Source organism: Bacteroidota bacterium, from assembly GCA_016715945.1.
GTDB lineage: Bacteria > Bacteroidota > Bacteroidia > Bacteroidales > F082 > JALNZU01.
This window is the reverse complement of the sequence record JADJXJ010000001.1, coordinates 155,181-175,160: the sequence shown is the minus strand read 5'-3', so window position 1 is coordinate 175,160 and position 19,980 is coordinate 155,181. Positions and strand designations below refer to the sequence as shown.

Genomic DNA, 19,980 nt, shown 5'->3' with positions numbered 1-19,980 from the left:
TTATTCAACTATCAGCGACTCCATCCCAGGGGTCGCTTTTGTTTTATACTGTCCGTCCTCGAAGTAAATGAAGAAAGCCTCGATGTTGCCAAGAAAAGGTATGATCTCCATTGCTTTTTCCATTCCCATGACCATAAAAGCCGTGGAATAGGCGTCGGCCAGGGCAGCATTTTCGGCCAGTACGGTCACGCTCATCAGGTTGTGCTGTACGGGATATCCCGTTGTTGGATCGATGCTGTGCGAGTAGCGCCTGCCATCCTGCTCAAAATATTTGCGATAACTTCCGGAGGTGCTCAGCCCTTTGTTTTCAAGTGTAATGATTGTTTCAATCTTGCGCTCATCGTCTTTCGATCCGGCAGGAGTTTCAATACCCACACGCCACGGGCTTCCATCGGGTTTATGGTTCCGGGCTACAATTTCACCTCCAATGTCGATGATAAAATGTTGGACACCCAGGCCATCGAAAAGTTCAGCTATCAGGTCAACTGTATAGCCCTGGGCAACGGCATTAAAATCGAAACTGATGCGCGGGTCGTCTTTCACCACTCGATTGTTTTCGATGCGCACTTTTCTGAAATCCACCAGGCTTTTCAAGCTGTCGATGGTCTGCGGGGTCATTTCCATCTTATTCCTGCGATGAAACCCCCATGCACTCACCAGCGGCCCGATGGTAAAATCGAAATATCCGTCGGTGGCTGCGCTTACCTCTTTCGAAAGCAGGAAGTTATAAATGAAATGGTCATCCGGAACCGCTGAAGTATCGCCTCTGTTTATTCTTGAGATGATAGAATTATCAATCCAAAGCGAGAGGGAGTTATCAATTACGGTGAGCACGGAATCAACTTTGTCCTGAAAATTGCGCCCTTGTGGGTCGTAATAGGTAATTGCATAATAGGTGCCCTGGGTTTCGCCCTGGAGCACAATTTTCTTCATTTCCGGGCTTTGCCTGCATGAAAGAGCAAACAGGAGCGTGGCAAAGGCAAGAAAGATTGACGGCTTGATTTTGGTCATAGGTTTGGAATAACAACCAAAGATACGGAGAACAACCGATAAATCACTAAAAAGAAAAGACCAGCCCATGGGCTGGTCTCTGTAAATTTAACCTCCGAAATCGTCGAAGGCAATCATTTCTTTGGGCACGCCCAGCTCGTCGAGCATTTTGAATACGGCGGCATTCATCATAGGCGGTCCACAGAGGTAATATTCAATTTCCTCAGGTTCGGGATGTTGCTTAAGGTAGTTATCCATAATTACCTGATGAATAAAGCCTGTGTAGCCGGTCCAGTTGTCCTCGGGTTTGGGTTCGGACAGGGCTACGTAGAATTTGAAATTCGGGAAGTTGGCTTCGATATTGCGGAAGTCTTCGATATAGAAGAGTTCGCGCAGCGAGCGGCCGCCATACCAGAAGGTAGCTTTGCGGCTTGTCTTTTCGGTGTGGAAAAGGTGGAAGATGTGTGAGCGCATGGGGGCCATGCCGGCGCCACCGCCGATGAACATCATCTCGCGATTGGTTTTTTTGATATGGAATTCGCCGTAAGGTCCCGAAACCATCACCTTGTCGCCGGGCTTGCGCGAGAAGATGTACGAAGAGCACACACCCGGGTTTACCTTCATGAAACTATTGGTTTTGCGATCCCATGGCGGGGTGGCAATGCGCACATTGAGCATCACGATATTGTTTTCGGCCGGATGGTTGGCCATGGAGTAGGCGCGGAACTGCTCTTCGGTGTTTTTCATCTTGAGGTCCCACATCTTGTACTTATCCCATTCGTCGCGATACTCTTCTTCGACATATATATCTTTTGCAAAATCCACTTCAATCTTAGGGACATCAATCTGGATGTATCCACCGGAGAGGAAGTCGAGGGTTTCGCCTTCGGGCAGTTTCACCACAAATTCTTTGATAAAGGTGGCCACATTGCGGTTGGAGATGACCTCGCATTCCCATTTTTTGATGCCGAATACTTCAGGTGGCACCCCGATGCGCATGTTTTCGCGCACCTTTACCTGACAGCCCAGCCGCCAGTGGTTTTGCTGCTCCTTGCGGGAGAAGTAGCCTGTTTCGGTGGGCAGTATGCTTCCGCCTCCTTCGAACACCTGACATTTGCACATGGCACAGGTGCCACCACCACCACAGGCCGAGGGCAAAAAGATTTTGTTTGCCGAAAGTGTGGATAGCAGGGTCGAACCCGGGTCGACCTCCAGCTCTTTATCGTCGTTGATGATAATTTTTACTTTGCCCTGTGGGGTAAGCTTTTTTCGGGCATACAGCAAAAGGCCCACCAGGAGTAATATCACCGTCAAAAAGAAAACGATGCTGACGATGATCACAGTTCCTGTTCCGGTAACTAAAAGTGTCATGTTATCCTGCTTAGGGGTTACGATTACAGTTTAATTCCAAGGAAGCTCATGAAGGCAATGCCCATGAGTCCGGTGATGATAAAAGTGATCCCAAGTCCGCGCAGCGGTGCCGGGATATGAGAGTAACGTATCTTTTCGCGGATGGCAGCTATGCCTACGATGGCCAGAAACCAGCCAATACCCGATCCGAGACCAAAGGCTGTGGCCTGGGCAAGACTCTGATATTCACGCTCCTGCATAAATAGCGAACCACCCAGAATGGCGCAGTTCACAGCGATGAGGGGCAAAAAGATACCCAGTGAGGAGTAGAGTGCAGGGCTGAACTTTTCGACTACCATCTCGACCAGCTGTACCATGGAAGCGATGACAGCGATAAAGACAATGAAGCTCAGAAAGCTCAGATCCACGTCGGCAAAATCGGCGCTGACCCAGGTGAGCGCACCGGGTTTGAGCACGTAGTCGTTGAGCAGATAATCCACCGGAACGGTGATGCCCAGCACAAAAATTACCGCGATTCCAAGTCCGACCGATGTGTTCACAGTCTTCGACACTGCCAGATAGGAGCACATGCCCAGGAAGTAGGCGAAGATCATGTTGTCAACAAAGATCGACTTGACGAATATGCTTAATAGTTCTTGCATGGTTTGTTGGTTTTTCCGGTTAGCGATTACTTTTCTTCAACGAGTTCGGGGTTGCGCGAGCGCTGGATCCAGATGATGACGCCTACGATGATGAGTGCCATGGGCGGCAGGATCATAAAGCCGTTGTTGCGGTAGCCCATTTCGTAGAAAGCCTGGGGGATGACATGGTAACCCCAGATTGTACCCGAGCCGAACAGCTCGCGCACAAAACCCACAATCAACAAAATCAGACCGTATCCAAATCCGTTGCCGATACCATCGAGCAGCGAGGGCCATGGTTTGTTGCCCATAGCAAATGCCTCGAGGCGACCCATGATGATACAGTTGGTGATGATCAGCCCTACGAAAACTGAGAGCTGACGGCTCACATCATAGACATAGGCTTTGAGTACCTGGTCGACCAGGATAACGAGCGAGGCAATGACCACAAGCTGGACAATGATACGTATGCGGGGTGGAATACCATTGCGCAGGAGCGAGATAATCAGATTGGAGAACGCCGTAACAACAATTACTGAGAGCGCCATGACAAATGCGGGTTTGAGCTTGGCTGTCACGGCCAGTGCAGAGCAGATCCCGAGCACCTGTACGGTAATCGGGTTATTCAGGTTGATCGGGTTAGTAAGAAGTTTGCGGTTTTTAGCCGAAAACAAGGGTTCTTTTTCTTTGGCAGCGCTCATGGTTATCCGAGTTTTTTGATAAACGGTTCATAACTTTCCAATACATTGCGAATCATGTCGCTGACACCATTGCTGGTGATCGTCCCACCGGAAATGGCATCCACCGCATGGTTTTGCATTTCGGCACCCAGCGTGGCAGCTCCGCCTTTGACAACCCTGATGGACACAAAATTGCCGCTTTCGTCGAAGAGCTGTTTTCCGGGAAAATGTTCCGTGAAAAGGGGCTCAACGATTTCTGCACCCAGTCCGGGGGTCTCCGACTTGTGACCAAAGGTTACGCCAACGACGGTGTTGAAATCTTCGCGCAGGGCAATGTTGCCCCAGATGGGACCCCAAAGTCCTACACCCCTCATCGGGATAATGTAGATCACTTCGCCGTTTTTGCTGGCTTTGAAAAGCGGCAGCTCGAAAGGCCGGTTGACCGATTTGTTGTACAATTGCTCTTTCAGGTTGATCTTGAATGCCCTGGAGTTTTCTTTGCCGGGGCCGGTGTAATCATCCACCACTTCTCCATCCTGATTGATGACAATCATGTTGGTGATGGTGTTGTTGAACAACTCAATCGCATTGCCAGCGTTCACATCATCATAACCTGCTGCTCTGAGGATGCTGATCATCTTGTCCACGGCTTCGTTGCGCTCCTGCAGTGGCTTCAGCAACATGGCAGCAGCCGAGAGCACTGCAGCCACAACGATGACCATGATGCCAGCATAGCGGAAAATGTAAGAATTGCTGTACATATCTTCTTTGTTTTAATTTTTCACCTCAGGCTGCAACAGCTGCTTTTGCACGTTTCAGGCGCTTTTTGATATTCGACTGCAACACGTAATGGTCGATGAGGGGAGCAAAGACATTCATAAGCAGGATGGCAAGCATCATGCCCTCGGGATAAGCGGGGTTGAAAACCCTGATCAGCACGGCAATCACGCCAATGAAGAAGCCGTACCACAGTTTTCCGATATTGGTTTGCGCTGCCGATACCGGGTCGGTAGCCATATAAACCGTACCAAATGCAAAGCCCCCCATCACCAGGTGATAATAGGCGGGCAGGCGCATATAGTCGTTGTAGCCGATCAGGTTGAACACATATCCCATGAAGAGCCCACCAGCCACTACCGACAACATGATGCGCAGGCTACCCACACCTGTGGCAACCAGAATAACCGCACCGATCAGGATGGCCAGGGTGCTTGTTTCGCCTATGCTGCCGGGTATAAATCCGAAGAACATATCCGCAAAGGATGGTATTTTATCTACTTCACCCACAAGCAGATGACCTAAAGCTGTTGCACCTGAATAGGCATCAGCCTTTTCAGCAATCCACACCTTGTCGCCCGACATCTGGGCAGGGTAAGCAAAAAACAGGAATGCACGGGCGGTAAGGGCCGGGTTGAGGATGTTCATCCCTGTGCCGCCAAACACCTCTTTCCCGATAATGACAGCAAATGCGGTGGCCACAGCCACCATCCAAAGTGGCACATCCGGTGGCATGACCAGCGGGATGAGCATACCCGACACGAGGAAACCCTCGTTCACTTCGTGATGACGAACCTGAGCAAAGGCAAACTCAATGGCCAGACCGGTGACGTAGGAGACTATGATAATGGGGAGCACCTTGCTCAGGCCAAAACCCACAATCTGCCAGAAATCGGCTTGCACGCCATGCGACAGAAAGTGCTGGTAGCCAACGTTCCAGATGCCAAACAACAGAGCAGGAATCATGGCCAGCACCACCATGATCATGGTGCGTTTCATGTCGATTGCATCGCGGATATGGGCACCGCTGGTGGCCACTTTGTTCGGAACAAAGAGAAAAGTTTCGAAAGCGTCGAAAGTGGAGTGTAGTTTTTCGAAACGCCCGCCTTTCGAAAAGTGGGGTTTCTGTTTGTCGAGGAAGTCGCGTAAAAATTTCATGATCCAGATGATTTATGGTATGAAACAAATGCTGTTTTAGCTCATTTCTTTGCGCATCAGGTCGAGGCCGCGGCGCACAATTTCCTGAATATTGGTCTTGGATGTGTCGATCACTTCGCACAGGGCGAAATCTTCTTCATCCACTTCGTAGATACCCAGATTTTCCATCAGGTCAATATCCTCTACCAGGATGGCTTTGATCAGCTGCAGCGGGTAAATGTCCATAGGGAACACTTTCTCGAACTGGCCTGTCATCACATAAGCACGTTCGCCCCCATGCAGATTGGTGTCGAGCCTGTATTTTCTGGAGGGAAACAGGAAGCTCGGAAATGTGCGCGATACACTGAATTTGTTAAAGCCGGGCAGTGCCCAGCCGAGAAATTCGTAATAATCGCCCTCGGGAATAACAGTGACCTGGGTGTGATAGAAGCTGACAAAACCATCGAGCTCAACCTTTTTACCAGTGAGCACATTGCCACTGATGAAACGTTTGTGCCCCGGAGCTACATTGTCTTTAACCAGACTTTCGATGCTGGCACCGATATGTGTTTTGTAATAGGCTGGTTTGAGCACTTCCGATCCGGTAAGGGCGATGATTCTGGTGGAGTCGTACTGCCCGGTGAGGAAGAGCTTGCCGATATTGATTACATCCTGGGGATAGAGGTACCAGACTACATCACCCTTGTTGATGGGGTCGAGCTTGTTGATCTGAACTCCCACATTGCCGGCAGGATGAGGCCCGGCGAACTGGTTGATCTGCACCCGCTTGGAGTTGGTAAACACTTTAGAGTGGGTGGCATTGGCATCAATATTCAGATGCACCTTGCCTGAAGTGAGCACACTCAATGCGTCGAGGCCTGCCTGAAACGCTTCACCCTGACCGTGAACGATGAAATCGTTGTCGGGCGCCAGGGGCGCAGTATCGAAGGTGGAGATGAAAATGCTCTTTGGTTTGTCTTTTGGATTGGCAATTACCGAGTAAGGCCGCTGGCGGATGAATGCCCACAGGCCGCTCCTGAGCAATTTTTCGATGACGCCTTCGCGGCCGAGTTCAAGCGGATTGGCAGATCCGAAATCGAGCGAGCTGAACTTGCCGTCGCTTTCGATCTTGACTTCGAGAAGCACACGCTTGGCACCCCTTTTGACTTCTTTCACCCGTCCGCTCACCGGCGAAGTGAACACAATGTCCTCACGATATTTGTCGAGAAACAGGGGCGTACCAGCCTTTACCTCATCACCCTCTTTGACGAGCATGCGCGGAAAAACACCGATAAAGTCGGTGGGCTTGAGGGCGTACACCTCGGAGCTGTGACTTCGCACAACCTTTTCCGCTTCACCTATAAGGTTGATATTCAGCCCCTTTTTGATCTTGATAACATTCGACATATCTACCTTGATATATGTTTTGAAAACATTTGCAAAGAAAAGCAATTATCGTGTGTTGTTTGCATATTAACGGCAACAAAAAAAGTATTGCAATGCGGCTTTATATCAAGCATTTGTTTGACGCAAGTCAAGGCCTTGCTTTTCGCACAGATTTTCTGAAAATCCCCTCAGGCCCTGCATTTCAATATCCGTATATCTTTGCATGGTTATAAAGCTGTTTTTTGCGTGAAACTATTAACAATCAAAGAAAAATTTCTTTTTTGGCTCGCGGGGCTTTTAGCTTTTTTTAACACTTCCATGCTCAGCGCGCAAGACCTGGTTTATGATGATCACAACTATCTGCCTGAGATACAATCGGTGCAATTTTACCGGGGCGATGATCCGCTTTCCGACCCTGTGCTTCGGACCGACGAAGCCGGCAGCCTCACGCTGGCCTTCGATATGCTGGGCGATATGGCCTATATTTTCGACTACACCATCATTCATTGCAATCGCGACTGGACACCCTCCGCGCTCAGGCCGCAGGAATACATCGAGGGTTTTACCGACGACCGAATAACCGATTATGCCTTTTCGCTCAACACCCTGACGCCCTATGTGCACTACAAACTCAGTTTTCCGGGCAGTCAGCTCAGGCCGAGGCTATCCGGCAACTATCTGTTGGTTGTTTATCGCGGAACACCCTCGGCGCCAAACCTGATTCTGAGCAGACGTTTTTGGGTGATCGACCCTATGATACCCATCAGGGCCTCGGTTGCCCAGAATACCCGCCAGGCCGGGCTTAACCGCACCCACCAGATGCTCGACATTTCGATCAGCCTGCCGGCACGTTTTTCGGGCATCCCGGCAGATGCCTTCAGCCTCGATATCCTCCAGAACAACCGCCGCGACAATGCAGTGACAGGTTTGAAGCCATCGCACGTCGTGCCCGGGCGGATGACTTTTGAGTACGTTCGCGAAACCACCTTCGAGGGCGCCAATCAGTGGAGAAATTTCGACATGAAAAGTTACCGCTACCAGTCGGAACGGATACAACGCATCATACAACAACACGATGGTTTTCTGGTACGTTTATGGCCTGATACCCGGCGCAACAGGCAGGTGTACAAATCGGAACCCGACCTCAACGGCCGCCGACTGATCCGCGCCCGACAAGACCAAAATACCGATATAGAAGGAGACTATGCCTGGGTAGAGTTTTTTCTGCCCTGGGATCCGCCGCTGACCCACGATGAAATATACGTGACAGGACAACTCAACGACTGGCAGCTGAACGACCGGAACAGGATGACTTACAACTTCGGGTTGCGGGGCTATGAACTCAGCCTGTTTCTCAAGCAAGGCTATTACAACTATCTGTATGTGCTGCGCGACAAACAAACAGGAAGCACCAGCACCATGGAATCGGAGGGAAGTTTTTGGGACACCCAGAACAAATACACCATGATTCTTTATTTCAGGCAACCCGGCACGGCCTATGATCAAATAGCGGGTTATGCTTTGACAGATGCCCATTAGCATCATCCGGACAATGAAACGAACCTATGAAATGATTTAGAAAACAGCAATCTGCTGATGGAAGACAGTTTGGTGCTATTTGCTGATGTGGTGGTTCCGCTGCCGCTGCCGGGTTTTTTCACCTACCGTGTGCCACGCGATATGGTTGGTTTGGTAAAACCCGGTTGCAGGGTGGTTGTTCAGTTTGGCAAGCGAAAAATCATGGCGGCCCTGGTGCGCGAAATTCACAACCGTATCCCGCAGGGGGTCACGCCGAAGTATATCATGGGCGTTCTTGACGAACAGGAAGTGGTCACCCCTGTGCAGTTCAGATTTTGGGACTGGATTTCATCGTATTATGTATGTCATCCGGGCGAACTCATGGTGGCTGCCTTGCCCTCGGCGCTTCGTTTGAGCAGCGAAGCAAAAGTGATGCTTCACCCTGAATTTGAGGCAGATATATCAGCTCTGAGCGACAACGAATACCTCCTGACTGAGGCCTTGCAAACCCAGCCCAGGCTTACAGTGGATGAAGTGAGCCGCATTGTTGGTTTCAAAAAGGTAATGCCCTTGCTGAAGACCATGATCGAGAAGAAATACCTGATCATGGAAGAAGAACTGGAGCAGAAAGAAGTGCCCAAAAAGAAAGCATTCGTCAGGTTAAGCGAAGCATACCATGATGAGGAAAAACTTTCTGAGCTGCTGAACCAGCTGGCCAGGCGAGCCTACAAGCAACTGGAAGTGATGATGGTTTACCTGCGTGAGACCAGATTTCCGGCCGGAGAAGCCATCGGAATAGAGCTTGGACGCATTGCAGAGCTTAGCGGGGCAAGCCCGGCACAGGTAAAATCACTTGCCGAGAAAGGTGTACTGATTATTGAACATAAAACCGTCAGCCGGCTTGAACAGTTCGGCAAGACCGCCGAAGCCGGGAACATCACCCTTTCGCAGGCACAGCAACAAGCCTATGATCAGGTGAAAGAAGCTTTCGGTCAGAAAGATGTGTGCCTGCTTCATGGGGTGACTTCGAGCGGAAAGACAGAGATTTACATCAAACTCATAGATGAAGTGCTGAGTTCGGGCAGGCAGGTGCTTTACCTTTTGCCCGAGATCGCCCTCACCACACAGATCATCCAGCGCCTGAAAAAATATTTCGGCGATATGCTGGGCGTGTATCACTCCAGATATACCACAGGGGAACGCGCAGAGCTCTGGCGCGGTGTGCTGCGTGCCGATGACCCGGCTTCGCGCAGGCTGATCGTCGGCCCGCGCTCAGCACTTTTTCTGCCATACACAAATCTCGGGCTGGTGATTGTGGACGAGGAACACGACCACTCCTATAAACAATACGATCCCGCTCCCCGGTATCATGCGCGCGACACCGCCATTGTGCTCGGCAAGTTATTCGGAGCCAACGTGTTGCTTGGTTCGGCTACACCTTCGCTCGAAACATGGTACAATGCAAAAAGCGGTCGCTATGGCCTTGTGCAGCTGCGTGAACGCTACGGCGGTTTCAGCCTACCACAGACCATTGTGGTGAACATGCGTGAGGAGCAAAGGCGCAAAACCCTGCGCTCACATTTCAGTTCAGTGCTGCTGGAGAAACTCGGCGAGACCATCAAAACCGGGCAACAGGCCATTCTGTTTCAGAACAGAAGGGGGTTTTCGCTGCGCATCGAATGCAGCCAGTGCAACTGGGTGCCCGAGTGCCGCAACTGCGACGTGAGCCTGGTGTACCACAAAAAACAAAACATGCTTCGCTGCCATTACTGTGGTTATGCACGCGAAGTGCCCCAGCAGTGCCCGGAATGCCACAGCACCGCCCTCGAGATGCAGGGCTTTGGCACCGAAAAGGTGGAAGAAGAACTGGGACTGATGATGCCCGGATTGCGTATAGCCCGACTGGACCTCGACACCACCCGGTCGAAGCACGCCTTTCAACAGATCCTCGACGATTTTGGCAAAGGAAAAACCGACGTACTCACAGGTACCCAGATGGTTACCAAGGGTTTAGATTTCGACCGCGTAAACCTGGTGGGAATACTCAATGCCGACAACCTGCTCAGCTACCCCGATTTCCGGGCTTTTGAACGCAGTTTTCAGCTCATGGCACAGGTGAGCGGCAGGGCCGGCCGAAAAAACAACGAAGGCTGGGTGGTGATACAGACCTACAGGCCGAAAAACGAGATTTTCCGGTACGTGATCTACAACGCTTACGAAGAGTTTACCAATCAGCAACTTGTGCAGCGAAAACAACACAACTACCCGCCTTATTTCAGACTCATCGAGTTGCGCCTGCTTCACAAAGACTCAAACACCCTTAATCAGGCGGCTTTTGTGCTGAACAACGAATTGCGCAAGCTCATCAGCTTCCAGATTCTTGGCCCGGAATATCCTGTGGTTTCGCGCATCAGAAACCTGTATATCAAACAATTTCTGATAAAAATCCCCCGCCACGAAAACCCGGCCGAAACCAAACACGCCATCGCCTCTGCCACGGCCAGCTTGCAAAAGACAGCCGAATTCAAACAGGTTCGTGTACAGATTGACGTGGATCCTTACTGAGCAATTGTTAAAAAAACCAAACTGCGGATTCGTGCCGGGAATAGGCCGCCCATGACCGCATGTTTAACACCCTTGAACAATATCACCATCTGTTTGTATTCAATGCACTTAACCAAATAAGCATGCGCAAAACAACATTGCTAACATTATTTATCTCGCTGTTCGCTTTTACCTTGCTATCAAACAATCCAGAGGCTGCCGAAAGCGGACTGCGGGGCAAGGTGCTCGACAAGTCCACAAGCAAAGGACTTGAATATGCCACGGTGATGGTTTACAACCAGGCCGACTCGAGTTTTGTTACCGGCGGCATTACCGGTGCCGATGGCACATTCGACATCAAACTGAAACCCGGCACCTATTATATAAATGTGCAGTTTATCGCCTACCAGCCGGTGACCATCAGCAATGTGCAGCTTCAGCGCACCACACAGCTGCGCGACCTCGGAAGCCTGTGGCTAAGTCCGGATGAAAAAATTCTGTCGGAGGTGGAGGTAGTTGCCGAGCGCTCCACGGTCGAGATGACCCTCGACAAGCGGGTGTTTAATATCGGTCGCGACATTTCGACCAAGGCATCCAATGCGGTGGAAGTGCTCGAGAGCATTCCTTCGGTAACCGTGGATATTGATGGCAATGTCAGCCTGCGGGGCGATGATGGCGTGCGCATTCTGATCGACGGAAAGATGTCGAGCCTCACAGGCAACGACAACCGCAACGCGCTCCGGTCGATCTCGGCCGATATGATCGAACGCATCGAAGTGATTACCAATCCCTCCGTGCGATATGAGGCCGAAGGCAGCTCGGGCATCATCAACATTGTCCTGAAAAAAGACAGGCGCAAAGGCTACAACGGCTCCATTGACCTCAATGCAGGCTATCCCCTGCAAGGTGGCCTGGGATTAAATTTTAACTACCGCTTCAAAAAAGTAAATCTGTTTGCCAATTACAACATCAACTACAACGAAAACAGAGGTGGCGGAAAAGTGTACCGCGAACTTTACAACCTCGATATAGCCACGCGTCAGGAAGCCGAACGCATCCGCAAAGCGCTCAACAACACCATACGCATTGGTGCCGACTATGCCCTGAATCCGAAAACCAACATCTCCAACAGTATCATGTTGAGGGCCTCCGATGGAAAAAACCCTTCAACCGTAACCTATTTTGACTACACCGACGACAATCTTTTCAGACAATCGATGCGAAAAGAAGAGCAAAAATCGGCAAATCCCGCATTTGAATACGCCTTCGACCTCAGGCGCCAGTTCGACCGGAAAGACCAGCTCTTCTCGGCAAGTTTGCGATACAACAACAACCTGACCGACGAAAGTTCGACCATTGTGGAAAGTGTGCAGCTGGCTCCCACCCTGCCCTATCCCGACGACTTGTTTCAACGCGTTTCGACCTACCAGAAAAACAGTTCGTTGCAGGCACAGGCCGATTATGTGCAACCCCTTGGCAGTAAATCAAAGGTGGAAACAGGAATCCGTTATCAGAACCGCTTCGTATCGAACGACTACCTGGTCGAAACCCGCTCGGATGCCGGTGTATTTGAGAAACTACCCGATTTCTCCAACATCTTCGAATACAGCGAAAACATTCTTGCCGCTTATGTGCTGCACGCCAACGAGCTGAACAAGTTTTCGTATCAGATGGGCCTGAGGTCGGAGTTTACCGATATCAACACCAAACTGCTCGAGACCAACGAAACCAATGCACGGGATTACCTTGACTTTTTCCCCAGTGGGCACCTTACCTATAAATTTAATCCAACCAACAGCATTCAGGCCAGCTACAGCCGGCGCATCCGCCGGCCGGGTTTCTGGCAGCTCAACCCATTCCGGACCATTACCGACAACCGCTTCATCATGTCGGGAAATCCCAACCTCAGGCCTGTTTACACCAATGCCTATGAGCTTGGCTACCTGCGCTTTTTCAAAAAGGGTAACATCAACGTGAACGCTTACTACCGGCAGAGCAACGATGTGTTCATCAGGGTGGAAAGGGTCGACAGCACGGGAATCACCTTTGCCGGACCGCAAAACTTTGCCAAACGCGACGATACCGGTCTGGAAATCATTGGAATGGGTTCGGTTAGCAAGTGGCTCAACCTGAATGGCAGCCTGAATTTCTTCAGGGCCGTTACCCAGGGTGAGTTTCAGAACAAGGTGTACGATGTGGAAGACTTTTCGTGGACCGGCCGCCTTATGGCCAGGGCCAACGTCAAAAAGGGACTCGACGCGCAGCTTTCGCTCAACTACCAGGGTAAAGCCAAAACCCCGCAGGGAAACAGGCTACCTTCCTTTGGCGCCGATGCAGGCATCAGCAAAGATGTGCTGAAAAACATGGGAACCATTACCCTGAACGTTCGCGACATCTTCGGTACACGCAAATGGGCCTTCGAAACTTTTGAGGATAATTTCTATTCAAAAACAGAGTTTCAGTGGACAAAAACAGTGGTTACGGTGAATTTTAACTACCGCATCAACCAGCAGAAACGCCGGGCACCAGAACGCAGGATGGAGAATGATGAATTCATGATGGAATTCTAAGCCTGCAAATCTTCTGCCATCATAAACACTTATCTTGCCAGTCCGTTGTATTTGTAAACCTATTGCTTAATGAAAACGTTCAGGCATGGGCTACTGATGCACCTCCTAATTGGATTAGGCTATCTTGCACAAAGCCAGGAAGTATTTCCGACTGACATTCAATTAGTTGCAGACACTACAAAGCAAAGCTGGCTCGAGGAAGTGGTTGTAACTACTTTTGGAAGCCGCAGCCTGTTGATGGAATATCCTGTTGCGGTGAGTCTCATTACGGCATCCGAAATCAGGCTTCACGAAGGCAAAGGTTTGCCGGCGGTGCTCCATATTGCTCCAGGGGTATATGCCCACCAGGGGACACTCAATACCAACCGCATCACTATCAGGGGGATAGGTGCGCGCGTTCCGTATGCCACCGGACGTTTGCGCAGCTGGATCGACGAGGTGCCGCTCACCAATGGCTCGGGATACAGCATGGTGGAATACATCGATCCGGCCTTTGCCTCGCAGGCCGAAGTGATGCGCAGCCCTACCACCATGGCACACGGAGGCAGCCTGGGAGGCGCCATTATGTTGCGCACTATACCTGATCAGCCCGCAGGAACCGGAGCCAGCCTTCGCCTTTCGGCAGGCAGTTACGGTCAGCAAGGCCTTGCCGGACTGTTCACAACAGGTGAATCGAAGAACCATCACCGATTGCTCCTTTCGGCAGGCTCAGCCGAGGGCTGGCGCGAAAACAACAGCCACAGCAGGTTGTTTGCCGGTTATGCCACAACGCTCAATATCAGTAACAAACATCAGCTTCGCAGCACCCTCATTGCACAAAAACTCAAATCGTATATCCCGAGCTCCATCGACAGCGCCACATTCAGCAACAATCCGCATGCAGCAGCCACCAACTGGAAAAACACCAAAGGCTATGAAGACGGGAACCGGGTGCTGGGTGGCCTCAGCTCGATATGGAAATTTGAGGACGAACTGGTTTTGAAAACCACCCTTTATGGTCACCTGACCCATGAAGAAGAACTCCGGCCTTTCGATAATTTTTTCGAAAACAGGCGACTGGGCGGGATAAAGATTCAGGTAACACGGCCGCTGTTGCTCGACCAGACCAAAATGGAATTTTCTGCTGGCCTGGAAGGTTTTGTCGAAAAAGTGGGCTTTGTCAACTTCCGCAATACCGACGGACTGGGTTCGATCGGCGATTCCATCAGCCGCAACAAGGAAAACATTCGCTCCATGGCCATGTTTCTTCAGGCCGATGCAAGCCGCGGGCGAACCCTGTTGAGTGCCGGACTGTACGTGCAACAGCTGAAAAACACATTCTTCAACCGATCGGTCGTGCTAAACCGTGAAATATCAGACACTTACCTTACAGGCACAGTTTTCTCACCACGTCTGGCTGCCAATCACAGCTTTGATAAAAGGTTCAGTATATTTGGCTCTTTCAGCCATGGATTTTCGCCCCCGCCCCTCAGCGAAACCCTCGACTCCGAGGGCATGCTGAATCCGGATATCCGCCCCGAACAAAGCCGCACCATCGACATCGGCTTGCGGATGCTTACCCCGAACAATACTTTTTTTGCCGAACTGGTGTTTTTCAGCATGCACATCCGCCACCTGCTTGTGGCCGAGCGCATTGATGCCGACCGCTGGATTGGCAGAAATGCCGGCAAAGCCCTTCACCGCGGAGCCGAAATTACTACTGTGCTCAACCTTACTGATTTTACCGGCACAAACCTGCTCCACCTCAAATGGAAAAACACCTTTGCCGCAGGCCTTTACAGGTTTCTGGACTTCGAAGACCGGGGTGTTAACCATGCCGGACGAAACATCCCGGGCATTCCGCGAATCACCCTGAACTCAATGATCGAGCTGCGTCATCAATCCGGCATTTCCCTCAATCTGCTGGGCGAATACACCGGAAAAATGGCCATGAACGATGCCAATACCCGCTACAGCACCTCCTATACACTCCTACATGCACGCGCAGCGTGGTCGGCCAAATGGAAACGTACCGGGCTGGAATTTTACCTCCAGGCAAACAACCTGACAAATGCCCGCTATGCCTCCATGATTCTTGTGAATGCCCCCGGCCAGCGCAACCCGCGCTACTACTATCCGGGAATGCCCAGGCACATTGAAGCCGGCAGCTTGATCAGGCTGGGGAACTAATGGGTGTAGCCGTCGAAATCCTGCAATAGCTCAGACCAAAAACAAAAAACCTCAGCTCTTTGTGAGAGCTGAGGCTTCTTATCTTGATCTGTTTTTCGCTTAGGCCATCCTGGTAAGCTGCTTCATCGTCTTCGACTTCAGGTTGCCGGCTTTGTTCTTGTGAATGATGTTGCGCTTGGCCAACTTATCAATCATCGAGTGCAATTTAGGCAGCAAGGCTTCGGCTTCCGACTTCTCGGTCAGACTTCTGAACCTTTTCAGGGCATTTCGCATAGTTTTGGCGTAATACCTGTTGTGCAACCTTCTTGCATTGCTCTGGCGGATACGCTTGATAGATGATTTGTGGTTTGCCATTTGATTTAAGCTTAATGTTCTGAAATCGTTTTGGGCTGCAAAGGTAAGCAAATAATCAACACAACAATCTTATTGCATAAAAATTATTGTGTTGTATCTGATCAGATCAATGTAGCCACCACTTCCGGTTCTTCGGCCTCGAAGATGCGATCGAGTCGTACGTCAACAAACTGGTTTCGAATGAGTTGCTCTGCATGTTCCACCCTGATGGGGATGTAATGCTGCCCGTATCCTCTGGCCACAAACTGGTCGGATATTCTCTCGACCAACAGCCTCTGGGTTTGTCCGAGCATAGAGGTATAGTAGTCGCGTTTATTTTGAAGGGCAATACCCCGGATGATTTCGCTGCGTTGATTTTTCACCTTTTCGCTCACCTGACCGGGCATACGTTCGGCTCGTGTACCATTGCGCACGGAGTATTTGAAAGTATGTATATGACTGAATTTCAATTCCCTGGCCATTTGGACGGTTTGTTCGAACTCTTCCTCTGTTTCGCCCGGAAAACCGACAATGATATCGGTGGTCAGGTTGAAATTGGGGTAACGGCTGCGCAGGGTTTCGGCAATTTGCCTGAACTCGCGGGCGGTGTACATGCGACGCATGCGAAGCAGCACAGCCTCAGAGCCGCTCTGCAGGCAAAGATGAAGATGCGGTGTGAGCTTAGGATGATCGAAGAGTTCGAGGAAGCGATGGCTGAAGCCGTCGGGTTCGATAGAACTGATGCGCACCCTGAAATCGCCGGGAAGTTCAAGAATTCGCTCAACAAGCTGCTCAAAATTCACCCCCTGATGTTCATAACGCCCGATATTGACGCCTGTGAGCACCACTTCGCGGAAGCCATGGTCGAGCACCTGACGGATGTTGTCGAGAATTTCGTCCTGGGGGCGGCTTGTTGCCCTGCCCCTCACCTTGGGAATGATGCAAAACGTACAGAAATTGTCGCAACCATCCTGAATCTTAATCATGCTGCGGGTATGGAAGGTGTGCGTTGCCGTTTCGTAGCTGAACACATCCACATCGAAGCCTTCCGGATCGGGCGCCTGCCCCCTGAAATGCTCTTCGATGATGGAATAAATGGCTGCTTTCCGCTCGTTATCAACCACATAGTTGATGGCTTTCGATTCGAGCAGCGATTCCTTATAGTTGTTGGCCATGCATCCAGTGACCACTACCAGGGCATCGGCATTGCGCCTGCGGGCCTGATGGATGGTCTGGCGCGACTTCTGATCGCTTTGGTTGGTTACGGTACAGGTATTCACCACATACACATCGGCCTGATCTTCAAAATCGACCACCTGATAGCTCCCGAAGTGAAAGCGTGAAGCCAGCGCGTCGGTCTCGAACTGGTTGAGCCTGCAGCCCAGTGTTTTAAACGCTATCTTTTTCATGCCACCAGAGGTTTTTCCGTTTCAACCGTAACCAGCTCGCCCTCGAGCGAAAGTGGCATTGCCGAGCTTATCTTTACATGAATAAAATTACCTACGAGCGACTGGTCGTCCGACCGGAAACGAATGACCAGCTTGCCTTCGGTATGGCCGGAAAGGTAACCCGGTTTGCGGTCGTTTCCACGAACCAGAACCTTGAGGGTCTGTCCGATAAGTTGCTGGTTGTATTCGTAAGCGTGTTTCATAAGCACCTCGGTAAGGCGGTGATAACGCTCCTTTTTAACGGCTTTGGGTACATCGTCGTCCCAGCGGGCGCTGGCCGCACCCGGTCTCACCGAATACTGGGCAATGTATGCCATATTGTAGCGGAACTCGTCGAAAGCCCTGATGGTGTTCATAAACTGCTCTTCGGTCTCGCCCGTGAATCCGACGATGATGTCGGTAAACAATGTAGCCTGAGGAATCAGCCTGCGAATCGTGAGCACGATATGGCGGTAGCGGTCGATGCCGTGTTTGCGGTTCATGCGGAGCAGCACGGTGTCGTCGCCCGATTGCAGTGGCAGGTGGATTTGCTTGGCCAGCACAGGGTATTGTGCAATCACTTCGATCACTTCGTCGGTCATGTCGCGCGGATGAGGCGAGGTGAAATAGACCCAGAAATCCTTTCCTGTTTGCTCACCAAGCCGCCCGATCCGCCTGAGGAGTTCGGCAAAGCTGATCTCCTTACCTCCTTTGTCGAGGCCGTATGAGTTGACATTCTGACCAAGCAGGGTAATGGTTTTGAAGCCCCGTGCAATAAGGTTTTCCACTTCGGCCAGAATTTCTTCCGAAGGCCTCGAAACCTCGCGACCGCGGGTGTAGGGGACGGCACAGAAAGTACAAAACTTGTCGCAACCATTCTGAATAGGCACAAATGCCTCAAAACCTGATGTATAGGTGGGTTCAACATGCCAGAATTCATCGATTCCGGCCGCTGGATTCAGGTTGATACCTTTGAGCACAGAGGCGCCGGATTTTGCAGCCTGCAGCAGCGACGATGCCTCTGCACGCTGCTCCACAGTCGTAGCCGGCTGGCGTTCGGCATCCTGGTGCAGCAGACCAGCCGGAGTTACAATGCCGTACTGACTGATCATATTCGGCAGCTCGGGCAATTCGCTCATGGGAAAAACCAGGTCGAAGAGCTTCAGAAACCGTTCCCTGTCGGCAGGAAGGATACATCCTGAAACAAAGGTGAGCAGGCTTTTCTGGTGCTTCATCCTGTTCCACTTGTCAATGCGCGTATATACTTTGTCGATCGCCTTTTGCCGGACCGAACAGGCAATAATGCCCAGAATAGAAGCCTCGTTTTCGTGCTCAGTTTCCGAAAATCCCATTCCTCCGAGCACAGTGCGCACCCGTTCGGTATCGGATTGGTTCATCTGGCAGCCCAGCGAGATCAGGTGGTATTTCATTGTGTGATAGGTTCTTGATGTGAATTTTTTAGTAATAATAGCTGATTCATTCCGGAGCTATGGGTAGTGGTAAGTTTTTTAAGTGTTTTCGTTGATTCAGGTCTGAGGTATTTGTTGATTAATCGCGCTGTATTTGCCTTTGGTACGAAGTATGGGTTCATTCTGTTAGAATCGCATTTTTGGTTTTTAAAGAAACGACAAATCCAAAGAGTCTGTAAATCAATGGTAAACCGAACCAGAAAGCAGGTTAAAAATACACCTCGGCATGTACGTTTGAAGGGGGTACACCTTTTTTCTCAAGAATTTCGAAGGCTTCGTGAATCATATTGAAATTACCGCACAAATAGCACTGGGTATCTGTTTCAATATGATTTTGATTAAGCCATGCTGTGACCCTGCCATGGAAATCTCCTGATTTATCGCCGCTGGTGCATAAAACATGCCTTCCGGATTCGTATTCATGCCGGTCGTAAGCTTCGTAACCATATCGCACGCCATGCAGCAAGGTGTATTCGATGTTGGGATAGCTCTTTACAAAGCTGTGAAATGGTGCGATGCCCGTACCTGTGCCAATGAACAGAAACTTCGACTTTGCGATATTTTCGTCGGGTATGGTGAAAAAGCCCAGGGGGCCTTCGATCTGCACCATCTCGCCGGCTTTGAGTTTTTTGAGTTGCTTACTTACCAGTCCTTCTTCAACCTCCTTGATTAGTACTTCAAAGTAGTCGTCATTTTCGCCGCTGTACACCGAATACTCCCGGTTGTGGATGCTGCCGGCTTTGCCAAGCAGGATATGCTGGCCAGCCCTGAAACGCAGGCCCCTGCGTGTCATTCGCACAACATATGCACTTTCGGTGAGGTGCCTGAGCGAAATTACCTGGTGCAAATTATCAGTTTTCATGCAGTTGTAATAGTTGTAAATGGCTGATTATGCGCTTGTAAAGCTTATTTTTGTGCCGGGCGGCAAAATTAAACAAAATATGGACTCCTTTTCATATGTTTGAGCATTGAAAGCCGCTTAACCAAAC

15 protein-coding genes are annotated in these 19,980 nt (G+C 50.6%); 4 read left to right on the top strand and 11 right to left on the bottom strand.

Features of this window, described 5'->3' with window-relative positions:
• From IPM52_00635 to IPM52_00605, 7 genes are all read right to left on the bottom strand, one after another.
• Entirely contained in the window at positions 1–1,011 is a 1,011-nt protein-coding gene (locus tag IPM52_00635; GenBank protein ID MBK9290133.1) for an FAD:protein FMN transferase, read from the bottom strand.
• An 87-nt stretch (positions 1,012–1,098) separates the two neighbouring features.
• Entirely contained in the window at positions 1,099–2,361 is a 1,263-nt protein-coding gene (locus tag IPM52_00630; GenBank protein ID MBK9290132.1) for an NADH:ubiquinone reductase (Na(+)-transporting) subunit F, read from the bottom strand.
• Positions 2,362–2,384: 23 nt separating this feature from the next.
• Positions 2,385–3,002 carry an NADH:ubiquinone reductase (Na(+)-transporting) subunit E gene (nqrE, locus tag IPM52_00625; GenBank protein ID MBK9290131.1) on the bottom strand — a complete coding sequence of 206 codons (618 nt, stop codon included), beginning with the start codon at positions 3,000–3,002 and terminating at the stop codon, positions 2,385–2,387.
• Between the two features lie 26 nt (positions 3,003–3,028).
• The gene (locus IPM52_00620; protein MBK9290130.1) at positions 3,029–3,682 is read right to left on the bottom strand and encodes an NADH:ubiquinone reductase (Na(+)-transporting) subunit D; all 654 of its coding nucleotides are present in this window, start codon (positions 3,680–3,682) and stop codon (positions 3,029–3,031) included.
• Positions 3,683–3,684: 2 nt separating this feature from the next.
• Entirely contained in the window at positions 3,685–4,422 is a 738-nt protein-coding gene (gene nqrC, locus IPM52_00615; protein MBK9290129.1) for an NADH:ubiquinone reductase (Na(+)-transporting) subunit C, read from the bottom strand.
• Positions 4,423–4,447: 25 nt separating this feature from the next.
• A complete protein-coding gene (locus IPM52_00610; protein MBK9290128.1) occupies positions 4,448–5,596 on the bottom strand; it encodes an NADH:ubiquinone reductase (Na(+)-transporting) subunit B in 1,149 nt (382 codons plus the stop codon).
• A 36-nt stretch (positions 5,597–5,632) separates the two neighbouring features.
• Positions 5,633–6,982 (bottom strand): Na(+)-translocating NADH-quinone reductase subunit A, encoded by a 1,350-nt coding sequence (locus IPM52_00605; protein MBK9290127.1) that lies wholly within the window; start codon positions 6,980–6,982, stop codon positions 5,633–5,635.
• Between the two features lie 297 nt (positions 6,983–7,279).
• Between IPM52_00605 and IPM52_00600 the strand changes: the two genes are divergently transcribed.
• From IPM52_00600 to IPM52_00585, 4 genes are all read left to right on the top strand, one after another.
• Positions 7,280–8,500, top strand: coding sequence for a DUF5103 domain-containing protein (locus tag IPM52_00600; GenBank protein ID MBK9290126.1), 1,221 nt, complete (start codon positions 7,280–7,282; stop codon positions 8,498–8,500).
• A 57-nt stretch (positions 8,501–8,557) separates the two neighbouring features.
• On the top strand, positions 8,558–11,044 hold the full coding sequence (gene priA, locus IPM52_00595) for a primosomal protein N' (GenBank protein MBK9290125.1): 2,487 nt from the start codon (positions 8,558–8,560) through the stop codon (positions 11,042–11,044).
• Positions 11,045–11,166: 122 nt separating this feature from the next.
• A complete protein-coding gene (locus IPM52_00590) occupies positions 11,167–13,593 on the top strand; it encodes a TonB-dependent receptor (GenBank protein ID MBK9290124.1) in 2,427 nt (808 codons plus the stop codon).
• 69 nt (positions 13,594–13,662) lie between these two features.
• The gene (locus IPM52_00585; GenBank protein MBK9290123.1) at positions 13,663–15,762 is read left to right on the top strand and encodes a TonB-dependent receptor; all 2,100 of its coding nucleotides are present in this window, start codon (positions 13,663–13,665) and stop codon (positions 15,760–15,762) included.
• A 99-nt stretch (positions 15,763–15,861) separates the two neighbouring features.
• Here IPM52_00585 and IPM52_00580 read toward each other — a convergent pair whose 3' ends face one another.
• From IPM52_00580 to IPM52_00565, 4 genes are all read right to left on the bottom strand, one after another.
• Positions 15,862–16,116, bottom strand: coding sequence for a 30S ribosomal protein S20 (locus IPM52_00580; protein MBK9290122.1), 255 nt, complete (start codon positions 16,114–16,116; stop codon positions 15,862–15,864).
• 101 nt (positions 16,117–16,217) lie between these two features.
• A complete protein-coding gene (gene mtaB, locus IPM52_00575) occupies positions 16,218–17,504 on the bottom strand; it encodes a tRNA (N(6)-L-threonylcarbamoyladenosine(37)-C(2))-methylthiotransferase MtaB (protein MBK9290121.1) in 1,287 nt (428 codons plus the stop codon).
• Positions 17,501–18,952, bottom strand: coding sequence for a MiaB/RimO family radical SAM methylthiotransferase (locus tag IPM52_00570; GenBank protein MBK9290120.1), 1,452 nt, complete (start codon positions 18,950–18,952; stop codon positions 17,501–17,503). The genes mtaB and IPM52_00570 overlap by 4 nt, the downstream gene beginning before the upstream one ends.
• Before the next feature lie 247 nt (positions 18,953–19,199).
• Positions 19,200–19,853, bottom strand: a complete 654-nt coding sequence (locus tag IPM52_00565; GenBank protein MBK9290119.1) for an oxidoreductase — start codon at positions 19,851–19,853, stop codon at positions 19,200–19,202.
• Between the last annotated feature and the right edge of the window lie 127 nt (positions 19,854–19,980).